This window comes from Vicinamibacterales bacterium, from assembly GCA_041659285.1.
Lineage (GTDB): Bacteria > Acidobacteriota > Vicinamibacteria > Vicinamibacterales > UBA2999 > 12-FULL-67-14b.
Genome location: JBAZYO010000022.1, coordinates 1 through 12362, shown reverse-complemented (window position 1 = coordinate 12362; position 12362 = coordinate 1). Strand labels below are relative to the sequence as shown.

The 12362-nt window shown below is 68.3% G+C and carries 10 protein-coding genes; 5 read left to right on the top strand and 5 right to left on the bottom strand.

Annotation, left to right across the window (positions count from 1 at the left end; all coding sequences use genetic code 11):
* Positions 1-6 precede the first annotated feature (6 nt).
* Positions 7-1197 carry a PQQ-dependent sugar dehydrogenase gene (locus WC815_22850; protein ID MFA5911627.1) on the top strand — a complete coding sequence of 397 codons (1191 nt, stop codon included), beginning with the start codon at positions 7-9 and terminating at the stop codon, positions 1195-1197.
* Position 1198: 1 nt separating this feature from the next.
* On the opposite strand, the gene WC815_22845 is transcribed toward WC815_22850, so the two are convergent.
* Genes WC815_22845 through WC815_22830 form a run of 4 tightly spaced genes read right to left on the bottom strand, consistent with a single transcriptional unit; the run spans position 1199 to position 5680 of the window.
* Positions 1199-2215: an NADP-dependent oxidoreductase gene (locus WC815_22845; protein MFA5911626.1), complete on the bottom strand. Its 1017-nt coding sequence runs from the start codon at positions 2213-2215 to the stop codon at positions 1199-1201.
* A complete protein-coding gene (locus WC815_22840; GenBank protein ID MFA5911625.1) occupies positions 2212-3303 on the bottom strand; it encodes a hypothetical protein in 1092 nt (363 codons plus the stop codon). The genes WC815_22845 and WC815_22840 overlap by 4 nt, the downstream gene beginning before the upstream one ends.
* Entirely contained in the window at positions 3276-4979 is a 1704-nt protein-coding gene (locus tag WC815_22835) for an HD-GYP domain-containing protein (protein ID MFA5911624.1), read from the bottom strand. The genes WC815_22840 and WC815_22835 overlap by 28 nt, the downstream gene beginning before the upstream one ends.
* Positions 4976-5680: a hypothetical protein gene (locus WC815_22830; protein ID MFA5911623.1), complete on the bottom strand. Its 705-nt coding sequence runs from the start codon at positions 5678-5680 to the stop codon at positions 4976-4978. The genes WC815_22835 and WC815_22830 overlap by 4 nt, the downstream gene beginning before the upstream one ends.
* 52 nt (positions 5681-5732) lie before the next feature.
* Between WC815_22830 and WC815_22825 the strand changes: the two genes are divergently transcribed.
* The 3 genes from WC815_22825 to WC815_22815 all read left to right on the top strand — a co-directional run bounded on the left by WC815_22825 (position 5733) and on the right by WC815_22815 (position 9205).
* A complete protein-coding gene (locus tag WC815_22825; protein ID MFA5911622.1) occupies positions 5733-6305 on the top strand; it encodes an HD domain-containing protein in 573 nt (190 codons plus the stop codon).
* Between the two features lies 1 nt (position 6306).
* Positions 6307-7902: a right-handed parallel beta-helix repeat-containing protein gene (locus WC815_22820; protein MFA5911621.1), complete on the top strand. Its 1596-nt coding sequence runs from the start codon at positions 6307-6309 to the stop codon at positions 7900-7902.
* A gap of 277 nt (positions 7903-8179) precedes the next feature.
* Positions 8180-9205 carry a HAMP domain-containing sensor histidine kinase gene (locus tag WC815_22815; protein ID MFA5911620.1) on the top strand — a complete coding sequence of 342 codons (1026 nt, stop codon included), beginning with the start codon at positions 8180-8182 and terminating at the stop codon, positions 9203-9205.
* Positions 9206-9209: 4 nt separating this feature from the next.
* Here the strand turns inward: WC815_22815 and WC815_22810 are convergent, their stop codons facing one another.
* Positions 9210-10949, bottom strand: a complete 1740-nt coding sequence (locus WC815_22810) for an amidase family protein (GenBank protein ID MFA5911619.1) — start codon at positions 10947-10949, stop codon at positions 9210-9212.
* A gap of 75 nt (positions 10950-11024) precedes the next feature.
* Here WC815_22810 and WC815_22805 point away from each other — a divergent pair, with 75 nt between their 5' ends.
* Positions 11025-12329 carry a hypothetical protein gene (locus WC815_22805; protein ID MFA5911618.1) on the top strand — a complete coding sequence of 435 codons (1305 nt, stop codon included), beginning with the start codon at positions 11025-11027 and terminating at the stop codon, positions 12327-12329.
* The last annotated feature ends 33 nt before the right edge of the window (positions 12330-12362 follow it).

Here is a 12362-nt window from a genome sequence, read left to right as displayed (position 1 = left end):
CACGCCATGACTCGAACCACTGCCGCTCTGACGCTCGCGCTCACCGCCACCCTTGGCCTCGGCCTCGCCGCCCAGTCGGGCCGCAAGCCGGTCAACTGGAAAGACCTGCCGGCGCCGTTTGCCACCCCGTCGGTGCGCAACAACGCGACGATCGTCCCGAGGCCGGAAGGGGCGAAGCTCGAAGTCCCCGCGGGGTTCGTGGTCGAGGAGTTCATGGATGTCGCCGGGCGCCCGCGCTTCATGATGCTCGGGCCGGGTAATGAAATCCTGATCAGTGACAGCTCCGGCAACGGCTCGGTCTTCGTGATCAAGGACGGTACGCGCACGCCGATCATCGAGAAGCTGGACCGTCCCTACGGCCTCGCCCTCAAGGGCGACCAGTTGTATGTCGCCGAACCGACGTCGGTGAAGCAGTACACCTATGACACCAAGATCATGAGGGTGGTGGGCGCGGGGAAAGAGATCATCTCGCTGGCCGGGATGGGCACGGGTCACAACACGCGGACCCTCGCCTTCAACAAGGACGGCTCGAAGCTCTACCTGTCGGTGGGCTCGGGATCGAACATCGCCCTCGGTGAGCCGGAAATGCGCGCCGCCGTGCACCGCTTCAATCCTGACGGCACCGGTCACGAAACCGTCGCCACCGGACTCCGCAACGCCGTGGGCATGCGGTTCTTCCCGGGCACCGATGACCTGTGGGTGTCGGTGCACGAACGCGACGAGCTTGGCGACGACCTGGCGCCCGACTACGTGACCAAGGTGGAACCGGGCGGCTTCTACGGCTGGCCCATTGCCTACACCGGCCCGAACCCCGAGCCGCGCCACAAGGACGTGGACATGGCCAAGGTGAAGAGCACGCTCTATCCCGACGTGCTCCTCGGCGGCCACGTCGGCCCGCTCGACATCCTGTTCTACACCGGCACGCAGTTCCCCGCGAAGTATCGTGGCGGCATGTTCGTGGCGCTGCACGGCTCGTGGAACCGCTCCGCGCGGCAGGGTTACAAGATCGCCTACATCCCGTTCAAGAACGGCATGGCCACGTCGGGTCCCGAAGACTTCCTGACCGGCTGGATGCTGGCGCCCGACCAGAAAGAAGTGTGGGGCCGCCCGGTCGGGCTGCTGCAAATGCCGGACGGCTCGCTGCTCGTGTCCGACGATGGCGGCCGGAAGATCTGGCGGATTTCCTACAAGGGCTGAACTACAGCCTGACCAGTTGCTTGCCGAAGTTCTTCCCCTTCAGCAAGCCGAGGAACGCGGCCGGCGCCGACTCGATGCCATCGGCAACGGTCTCGCGGTATTTCAGCGCGCCGGTCGCCACCAGCGTGCCCAGTTCGGCGAGCGCCTGGGGCCAATGCTCCAGGTGCTCGCTGACGATGAACCCCTCCACGCGCAGCCGTGAGGTGAGGATGAGCGCCGGCTGTTGCAGCGGGATGGCCTGGCCGTCGTAGCCGCTGATCATGCCGCAGATGGCGATGCGGCCGAACGCGTTCATCCGCGCCAGCACGGCGTCGAGCACGGCGCCGCCCACGTTCTCGAAGTGGCCGTCGACGCCGTTCGGCGTTGCCTCTTTCAGCGCGCGGTACAGCGACTTGGGATCGGCGTGCGCCTTGTAGTCCACGCAGGCGTCGAAGCCGAGTTCGTTCACCACGTAGGAACACTTGGCGTCGCCGCCGGCCACGCCGACCGCGCGGCACCCGCGGGCTTTCGCCAGTTGTCCCACCACCGAGCCCACCGCGCCGCTCGCCGCACTCACCACGACCGTCTGGCCGGCCCTGGCTTCGCAGATCTGGGTCAGCCCATACCACGCCGTGACCCCCGGCATTCCCACCGGGCCCAGGTAGGCCGACAGCGGAATGCGCGACACGTCCACCTTCCGCAGCGCGCCCTTCGCGTTGCCGTCGACGACGCTGAACTGTTGCCAGCCGCCCATGCCGACCACAGCGTCGCCGGCCGCGAAGCCGGGATGCCTCGAGGCCGCGACTTCGCCGGCGGTGCCGCCGATCATCACTTCGTCCAACGGCTGCGGCGGGGCGTAGCTCTTGACGTCGCTCATCCGCCCGCGCATGTAGGGATCGAGCGAGAGGAAGCGATGGCGGACCAGCACCTGGCCGTCGGTCAACTCCGGCACTTCGCTCTCGACCAGGCGGAAGTTGGCGGCGGTGGCCTCGCCTGGCGGCCGCGATGCGAGCAGGAACTGCTTGTTGATCGTCATCATTTGATCTTCCGGGCGAAGACGACCGAGGCCAGCACCTGATCGTCCCAGAACCCCACGACGTATCCCTTGCGGGTCATGTAGCTCGCGCGCAGGGTGATGTCCGGCGTGGCGCGGAACCCCAGCGTGGTTTCCGATCGCCGGTACGGCTCGCGATGTGGGACCCCGTCCACCACGCTCGTCCACCGGGTCCGTTGATCGTCGTAGCGTTCGGTCGCGAACCATCGGGGGCCGAGGGTCTGCGTCGCCTCGATCCAGCCGCCATTCACCCGCGCCTCGCCGACGGCCATCTCCCGCGACGTCCACAGCCACTCGCCGGCGATGCGGGTGTAGCCGAACGACCATTCGCCTTCCACCTGGGCCAGCGATGCCAGGCGGTCGCCGCGCGTCTGGTCACGCACTTCCCGCGCCGCGGCGAATGCTCCGCGTGCCACCGAGACGCCCAGGCGCAGGCCGATCCGCGGCGTCACGCCACCGCCCAGGATCACGTTGGCCATGCGCGGCGGCTTGTTGGCGCCGAAGAACGGCCGCCCGCGAACCGGCGAACTGTCGGTGATCGCCGCCCGCACGTCCCATTGCGTCGTTGATGCCGTCACCTGCGCGCCCAGCGGATACGACGCCGCGAGCAGGAAGTTCGTCGGCGTGCCGGCCTCGTAGCGAACCACCGGCAGGTAGAGCGTGGAATGCTGGGACACGACCGGATTCCGGTTGGGCCGGTTCTCCAGGATGCTGAGGCCGACCGGCGACACGAATTGGCCGGCATCCACTCGCACCCCGACGCGGCCGGGCCGCTCGTAGCGCAACGCCAACTCGTACATCTGGGTTTGCCAGGAGCCGTCGAACGAGCGGCGGAAGACGACCGGCCGCACCCGCAGGTTCAGTCCCTCGGCCAGCCGTACCGCGCCGAACACGTCGAACCACGCCGTGGGTTTGCGCGTGACCTGCGAGCCGGCGTCGGCGTCGGCGGCGACCACCACGTCAAGGGCGACCCTCGACGTCTGGGCCGAGGCCGGGCGGGCGGCGCACACGCCGATCGACGCCGCGATCGCGACGCCGGTGCCGATTAGGCGGAGCGTTCGCGATGCGCCCATTCAAAGGCCGACGGATCTGGCGGCGCCAGCGCGCCAATCAGGCGCGGCACCGCCGCAACGAGGGCTTCCACCGAGGCGGTGTCGAAATCGGTGCCGGCGCAGCGCCGCAGTTCGGCGATGGCCTCCACCGGCAGGCGCGCGGCGCGATAGGCGCGGGCGCTGGTCATGGCGTCGAACGCGTCGGCGACGTGCACGATGCGCGCGCCCAGCGGAATGGTGTCGCCGCGGAGTCCGTAGGGGTAGCCGCGGCCGTCGGGCCGCTCGTGGTGCAACTCGACGATGGGAATGTGCGGCGCGAGGAAGGGAATGCTCCGCAGGATCCGGGCGCCCGCGGTCGGGTGCACCTTGAGGGCTTCGAACTCGGCGGCGGTGAGCGCACCCGGCTTGCGCAGCACCTCGTCGGGCACGCCGATCTTGCCGACGTCATGGAGGAGCGCGCCCAGCCGCAGGGTCTCCATGGCTTCCGCGTCGAGTTTCAATTCCTCGCCAATCGCGACGGCGAGCGTGCTGACGCGCTCGGAATGGCCGGCCGTGTACGGATCGCGGGCGTCGAGCGCCGCGGCGAGCGCGCGCACGGCGCCGAAGTAGGTCGCCTCGGCTTCGGCTTCCGCCGCCATTACCGACGCCATCAGCGAGTTGAAGGTATCAGTGAGCTGATCGACCTCGCGGCTGCTCCCGCTCGGCACCACGGGGGTCTTGGTGCGCTCGGTCACGGACATCGACGACAACGATCGTGAGAGTTGGTCGATGGGACCGGTCAGCGTGCGGGCCAGCCAGAAGCTGCCGAGCCCGGCCAGGACGACGGCGCCCAGTCCGATCCACGCCAGGCTGGTCAGCGCCGCGACCGTCTGCCCGGCCGCGGCGGCGTCAACCGACGCCAACGCCAGAAGTGTCACGTCGTCCACCTGCGACAGCGGTTGAATCGCCCACGACTCACCGGCGAGGTCGATGACCTGGGTCCCCGTCATTGCCCGGAGCGGTTGCGCCGACAGGCCGGCGGCAACCGCCGGCGTCAGGGTCGTGGCCAGCACCACGTCTCCCCGGACGATGGCGGCGTGTCCGCGCGACAGCTGCGCCAGTTCCGCGGCATACGCCGCGTCGAGCGCGGTGCCCAGCTCGAGCGAGCCGATGGTGGTGTCGCCCAGTTGCAGCGGCACCGACAGCATGCGATACACGACGCGATACGCGCCGTCGCCGGCGACGGCGATCCGCTCAGACGCGGCGGCGCTGTCGCGCGCCGAACCGATCACGGATCCGCGGGGCCACGACGACGCCTGACGGCCGCCGCTGGCGACCACGACGCCCTTGCCGTCGGCGACGGCCAGCACGCCGGCGGAGACGCGGTCGGCAATCTTGTCCACCTCGTTCTGCACGGTGGCCAGCAGTTCACCGGTGGTGACGGCGTTGGCGCCCGCGCGTTCGGTCAGCCACGTGTCCAACGCGGCCTTCAACGTCGGGTTTTCGGCCAGCGTCGCGACCGTGGCCCGCAAGTCCTGTTGCCGCCGCGCTTCCACCCGCGTGAACACTTGCTGCGCGGTGGCCAGGTTGTCGCCCACCGAGCGGCGGACCTGATCGCGGACGCCGACGCTCAGCACCGTGAACACGGCGCCCAGCACCAGGGCCACGGTCACGAACGACAGCACCAGCGCGCGGGTGACCAGGCGCGGGGCCGTCACGGCGCCGGCTCCAGCACGGGCAAGGTGAAGGTGACGGCGGTGGTTCCGCCGGATCGAATCACGACGCGCAAGCGCCGCTCGCCAATCCGCTCGTGCCACGCGACCACCGCGTGCTCGCCGGCCGGCACCCCTTCAATGACAAAGGTGCCGTCATAGGCGGGGATCCTGAACCACGGGTGATCGAACACGCGCGCCACGGCGCTCATGTGCGAATGGATCTGGCAATAGACCTTGATGATGCCGGGCCGCTTGAACGTGCGCGCGCGCGACGAGCCGGGCGGGTAGCGGCCCAGGTCGAACGTCGCCGGGCGCGACAGGGAGAACACGTTGTGGAAGAACGGATCCTGGTTGGGGAAGTCCACGACCGAGCCGGCGGTGACCGCCACGACGTGCGGCACGAACTGTTCGTCTTTCTGGACGATCGAAGCCGGCGTGGGCTTCAAGCCGGCGGGCGCGGGGATCCCCTCAAAAAAGACCACGACATTCCTGGCCTCGGGCAAGGCCTTGGGCAGCGGCCCGACCGACCGCCGGTCGTAGGCCGACGCGGACGACGGCGCCTTGGCGGCCGAGGTCAGCCGGACGACACCGGTGAGCCGGCCCGTCTGCGGATCCTGCCCGCCCACGGCGCTGGCGGAGGTGACCACGGTCAACGCCGTGCCCACGACAAGGCCGCAGGCAAGCGCGCTCAACTTGTTCATCACTGTGGGCAGACAAAAGTATACCCCTGCGGTGGGCCAATGTAGGCTAGCTGACGTGACCCGCTTCGAATCGGCTCTCGTCTACGCCAACCAGGTTCACCATGGCCAGCAGCGCAAGGGCACCGGCATTCCCTACATGGCCCACATCCTCGGCGTGGCCGCCATCGCCATGGAATACGGCGCGACCGAAGACGAGGCCATCGGCGCGCTCCTGCATGACGCGGCGGAAGACGGCGGCGGGGAAGCGCGGCTGGCGGAGATCCGCGCCCGCTTCGGGGATGCGGTCGGCGACATCGTGCTCGGGTGCAGCGACAGCCTGGTCGAGCATCCGGAAGACAAGCTGCCGTGGCGTGAGCGCAAGGAGCACTACCTCGCGCACGTCGAGGTGGCCAGCGCCGCGGTGTGCCTGGTGTCGGCGGCCGACAAGCTCCACAACGTGCGCTCGATTGTCCGCGACTTCCGCATGCATGGCGACGACGTGTGGGAGCGGTTCCAGGGCAAACGCGACGGCACCCTGTGGTACTACGAGGCAGTAGCCGACGCCCTGCTGCGGCGGCAGTTCTCGCCGCTGACCCGCGACTTGCAGCGCGAAGTGGAGACATTGCGCGAACTGGCCGATAATCATTGATGTGAGCTTTGTCGTCCGGCGCCTTCCCTTCTGCCTGTTCCTCCTCGCGGTTTCTTCGTTGCCCGGTGTTGCACAAACGGCGCCGCGCTACGACGCGGGCAATCCCACCCTCCAGCAGATCTGGGTGGATCCGGTCCGCGGCAACGACCGGTCGAGCGGCCGCAGTGCTGACGAAGCGCTGCGCACGCTGATCGAGGCCTGGAACCGCATTCCGCCGAACTCGCTGACGAGCCAGCTGGTCGCGACCGGCTACGAGATTCGCCTGCAGCCCGGCGAGTATGCCGCGGATGCGATTCCGCATTACATGGAGCGCCGCTACGGCTCGGCCACCGCGCCGATCGTGCTTCGCGCCGTCAACGGCGCCGGCACCGCCACGCTGCGCACCGGCCTGAACATCGCCCACGTCGGCTACCTCTACTTCGTGGACCTCGACATCGTGCCGACGCCGGCCGCCGACGTCTTCCACTGCGAGGATTGCGATCACATCCTGCTGCGCAACGTCACGTTCACCGGTGGCGCGCGGCCCGTGGAGGGTGTGGACGCGGCGGTGGCCCACGAGACCGTCAAGGTCAACCAGTCCACGCACTTCTACATCGAAGACTCGCGCATCGGCGGCGCCGACGACAACGCCATCGACTTCGTCGCCGTCCAGCAAGGGCACATCGTCCGCAGCCGGGTGCACGGCGCCAACGACTGGTGCGGCTACATCAAGGGCGGCTCGGCGTCGATTCTCGTGGACGGCAACGAGTTCCACGATTGCGGCACCGGCGGCTTCACGGTGGGGCAGGGCACCGGCCTGCAGTTCATGACCTCGCCGTGGCTGCACTACGAGGCTTACGACATCCGTGTCGTCAACAACATCGTTCACGACACCGAAGGCGCGGGCCTCGGCGTGAACGGCGGCTACAACGTGGTGGTCGCCTGGAACACGCTGTATCGCGTCGGGACCCGCAGCCACGTGCTGGAAGCGGGCTTCGGCTCCCGCAGTTGCGATGCGGCGGATGTCGCGGCTGAACGCGCCGCCTGCGAGACGCGCCTGGCGAGCGGGGCCTGGGGCACCACGGTGGTGGACGATGGCGAGAACTACGTGCGGATCCCGAACCAGCACGTGTTCCTGATGAACAACGTCGTGTTCAATCCCGACGGCGCCGGCAGCCAGTGGCAGCACTTCCAGATTGCCGGCGAGTTCACCGGCGGCCCCACCGGGACGGGCGCGCCGAGCTCCAATCGCGCCGACAACGACCTCCGCATTGCCGGCAACGTGATCTGGAACGGGCCATCCGGTCATCCGCTGGGTGTCGGCGACGGTTCGGGCTGCCAGGCGAGTCATCCGACGTGCAGCGAGGCGTACATCAACGCCAACAACGCCGTGAACACACGGCAGCCAGGCTTTGCCGACCTGTCGGCGGGAGACGTGCGTCCCACTGGTTCACTGGCCGGTGCGCGTAGCGCGGCGGTGCCTGATTTCTCGTGGAGCGACCTGCCGACGCGTCCCCAGGCGCCGGCCGGCACCAGCTCAACGCGCGTGTCGCTCGACCGCAATGGCCGGGCAAGAGGCGCGAACGACCCGCCGGGCGCGGCGTTGCCTCAGCAATAGAAGGAACGGCCCACCGGGGGGAAACCCCCATCTGGCCGGTGGGAAATCCAACACCCCACACCTCCCGATCGCGGCGGCGAGGCCATAATCCTCAGAATCAGGCGCATTCTCGGCCTACCGGCTGGCCGCTCGATTGCTTACGAGAACGGGTATGGCCGTTCCCCCAACTTTCTTCGATACGCCTGGCCGGAGTTCAGAACAGGAAGTCGCCGGAGAGGCGGCAGGCGTGCGGTCGGATCCGTCTGCCTTTCCAATTCTCGAGGGTTTTCCGGAACCCGTGTTCCTGTTGAACGAGCACCGGCAGATTGTGGTCGCCAACAAGGCCGGTGCCATGCTGTCGGCGGCGTTGGGCGGCACGGAGGCGGCCGAAGGACTCCGCCTGGGCGAGGCGCTGGGCTGTGTCAACGTCGCCAACGGGCCCGATGGCTGCGGGACCGGTCCGCAGTGTCCGCATTGCGGTGCGGGGAGGGCGAATCGGGCTTTTGGCATCAAGTCAGGGGAATACGGCGGCGAGTTCCGCTTGCGCTCCGCCCGCGAAGGCGTCGAATCGGCACAGACGTTCAACGTGCATCTGTCGCCCGTTCGCCTGAACGGCTCGACCCTGCGGTTGTGCACGCTGACGGATATCACGGCGGAGAAGAGCCGCGAGGTATTGGACAACATCTTCTTTCACGACGTGCTCAACACCGCCCAGGCCGTGCAGGGCGCAGCGGTCCTGATGCCGGGCCTGGAGGATGCCGAAGAACTCGACCGCCTGGCGCACATTGTGAGCACGAGCGCGGCGGCGCTGGTCAGCGAGATCCAATCGCAGCGCGATCTGCTGCGGGCCGAAGACGGCGAGTTGACCCTTTCCCTGGCGCCCGTGTCCGTGAGCGCGCTCGTGACCGAGACGGCCGAGCTTTACCGCCAGAGCCGCTTCGGCGCGGGCCGTCACATCGACGTCGCGCCGACGCCGCTCAACGACGAGGTCGTGACGTCGCGCGTGCACCTGTCGAGATGTGTCGGCAACCTGGTGAAGAATGCGCTCGAGGCGTCGCGGCCGGGCGATCACGTGACCGTGCGGGTCACCGGCGCCACCGACGCCGTGGTGATCGACGTCCACAATCCCGCGGTCATGACGGAAGCGGTCCAGGCCCAGGTGTTCCAGCGCTTCTTCAGCACCAAGGGCGCGAGCGGCAGGGGACTCGGCACCTATAGCGTCCGCCTGCTGGTGACGCGCTACCTTGGCGGGACGGTCGCCTTCGTCTCGAATGAGGCCGGCACGACCTTCACCATCCGGCTGCCGCGCGGGACGGTTCGCTGACGGCTCATGGCGTCGCCGGCGGCGGCACGCGCTTCTTCGTGGCCTGTTCAAACGCGTAGGCCAACTCGATCAGCTTCGGCTCGCTGCACTGCGCGCCGACGAATCCCACGCCATACGGCGCCGGCCTGGCGTTGAACCCCGCCGGGAACGGCTGGTTTGGCGCGTTCGGCACCATGCCGAAGGGCACGGCGATGATGGGGTAGCCGGCGCGCGACGCCACGCCGGCGCCGCTGCCGCCGGGCGTGATGATGGCGTCGAGCTGGTGTGCCTTCAACACCGCATCGATGCCTTGCTCCCGGCTCAACCTGAGGTCCTTCGCGTGGTCGGCGTCGTAGCGGGCCTTGTCGGCGGCGAGGTCAATCTCGTCGGAGATGTCGAGTCGCGACTGCTGGAACGTGATCGCGCCGGCCTTGGCGTGCGCGAGGTTCCACAGGCGAAGTTCAGTGAGCGTCTTGACCGGCGCGGATGCGCCGAGGCTGGCGAGCCAGGCATTGAAGTCCCGCTTCATGCCGTACTTGAAGCCGATGGTGCAGTGGCTGTCTTTGCCCTTCGCGTGCTCCGCGCCCGAGCAGTAATCGAACAGGGGAAAACTGTCGTTCGCGTTGGTCGCCACGAAGCTCGGCAGGTCGGCCGGGTCCACGACCGTCGCGCCCTGCTGCCTCAGCACCGCGATCGCCTCGGCCATCACCCTGGCCTGCTCGGCATTCACCCCGCCGCGGCCCTCGACAGGCTCGGGCCGCCCTGAGCTGGTCGAAGGGCGCGGTGCCGTCTCACCGGGCAACGTCACGCGATCGAGGTAGAACGCGCGCGGCACGCCGATGCGGGCGCCCTTGAGGCCGCCGGCGTTGAGGAACTTCGTGTAGTCGCGGCCGGGCGGCGGCGTGCAGGTCCGGGTGGCGGCATCGTTGGGATCCGGTGAGGCGCCTTCCATGGCGCCGAGCATGAGCGCGGCGTCGGCCACCGTGCGGGTCATGGGGCCGGCGGTGTCGTGGTCGGCGGTGATCGGGATCACGCCGTAGCGGCTGATGCGGCCAATCGTCGGCCGGATGCCGACCAGCATGTTGGCGTTCGACGGGCTGATCACCGAGCCGCCAGTGTCTGAGCCGACGCTGGCGGCCCACAGGTTGGCGGCGGTGCCGATGCCCGAACTGGAGCCGCCCGTCTGCAGCGCCGGCCGTCCATCGCCCGGGTCGGGCCGCGGATCGGGCCGCGGGTCGTACGGGTTGAAGGCAAAGCCGCCGACCGCGTTGTAGTTGCCAGGCATGGCGCTGGGATTGCCCGCCACCCAGTTCGCCAGCTCGGTCAGCCCGGTCTTGGCGATGATGATGGCGCCGGCCGCGGTGAGGTTCCTGGTCAGCGTCGCGTCGTACGGCGGCACGTAGCCGGCGAAGGCCAGCGCGCCGCCCGTGGTCGGCATGCTGGTGGTGTGGATGTTGTCTTTCAGCGCCACGGGGATGCCATGGAGCGGACCGCGCAGCTTGCCCTGCGCGCGCTCGCGATCGAGGGCGTCGGCTTCCCGCAGGGCGTTGGGATTCACCGCCAGGGTCGCGTTCAGCCGGTCTTCGTAGATCGCGATGCGGATCAGGTACTGCTCGACGAGCTGCCGGGACGTGAGCTGCCCGCCGGCCATCGCCGCCTGCATGGCCGGAATGGTGGCCTCGACGATCGAGAAACCTCCCTGGCCTCGCGGCGCGAGCGAGAAAACCGAAACCAGCAATACCAGGACGAGCGTGGCCTGTTTCATGCGCGTATCTTAGCCCGGGAGAACAGGAGATCAGGAGGTCAGAAGAACAGGAAATCAGACTTAGAATCAGGGAGCGTGGAAATCACTTTCGAACATGCATGCAATCTCGTGGGCAGCGCTTTGCGTGGCTCCGCGCGGCAAACGATCGTGGCCGACGCGGCCCGCGCCGGGAACCTGGGTGCCGCCCTCCTGCGGTTGCGCGACAGCATGCGCGCCAACGAATTCAAGGCCGGCGCCCACCAGGTCTTTCTCGATCGGATGGTCCGGACCTACGACGGCCGCACGCGCGCGGAGGGCTTCCACGTCCTCCACGACTGGGATGGCGTGTCGCAGCAGGTCAACCCCGACATCATCCCGGTTGACGTCCTGCACTTCCTGATCGAGCAGCGCGGACCGGAGCCGGCCACCGAAATCGAACTGGCCATCCTGCTTGACTATTACTTCGCGCACGTCCTGCAACTGCTGACGCTGCGCCTCTGGGACGACGGCGATGCGGATCGGAACCTGGATCTGGTGAACGAGTTGCTGGCGGACCTCCAGGGGCCACACGGCAGCGGCCAGATGTTTGCGGCCGACGCCGAGACGCTGATGCTGATCGGCACCTCCCATTACGAACTGGACGAGCGGGGTTACACCACGCTGCTCGCCAAGGTCCGCACGCTCAACGAGGATCACCAGGCGAAGATCGGCCTCGGCCATGCCGCCAGCATGGGGTGTCACCTGCGGTTCGGGTTCGAGGCGCAATGCGGCCGCGACACCGTCGCCCTGCGCGACGACAACGTTGCCGACTACCCGTGGCTGTGTTTCGCGCTGGCAGCGGTGATGCGCGCGTACGATCGCGCCGTGACCGCAGATGGTCCGGCTGACCACCTTCGCCAAGGCTCCGGCGGTCAAGAAGCCGGACGCCACATTCTGAGTGAAGCGTTGCTGAATGGGCTCACGCCAGACGCGCGCGCCTTCATCGGCGCACCGCCGTCCTCGCTGTCGCAATCGGAGAAGGATCGCACCCAGTTCCTGGAACTGTTCACGAAGCACAAACCGGCGCTGATCGCCGCCTTTGAGCGCCATCGTCCCACCGACACCGCCTACTCGCCGTTGTCGTTCTTCTTCAACTTTTCCCACAACGTGCTGAAGGGCACCGTGGTCGACGCGCTGTTGTGGGGCGAGCCCTGGGACTTGACGTTGAACGATCTGTTCACCGGCGTGCCGCGGGCGGGCATCGAGGAGGGGTCGCAGCAGCTGCTGGCCACGACCCTGATGGGCTACGCGCGCTCGAACCCCGATCGCATTCGCGGCCGGCTGATGCCGGTGATCGTCTACGACCCGCAGTCGGGCCGCCGCGCATTCACGATCGCGATGGAAAAGCTCGTGCAGGACTAATTACGCGTCGCCTTCCACGGCAGCTGACCCGCA

What these genes read in the sequence shown, in the direction of transcription:
- WC815_22850 (MFA5911627.1), top strand. Translation starts at nt 7, where the DNA reads ATGACTCGAACCACTGCCGCTCTGACGCTCGCGCTCACCGCCACCCTT.
- WC815_22845 (MFA5911626.1), bottom strand. Translation starts at nt 2,215, where the DNA reads ATGATGACGATCAACAAGCAGTTCCTGCTCGCATCGCGGCCGCCAGGC.
- WC815_22840 (MFA5911625.1), bottom strand. Translation starts at nt 3,303, where the DNA reads ATGGGCGCATCGCGAACGCTCCGCCTAATCGGCACCGGCGTCGCGATC.
- WC815_22810 (MFA5911619.1), bottom strand. Translation starts at nt 10,949, where the DNA reads ATGAAACAGGCCACGCTCGTCCTGGTATTGCTGGTTTCGGTTTTCTCG.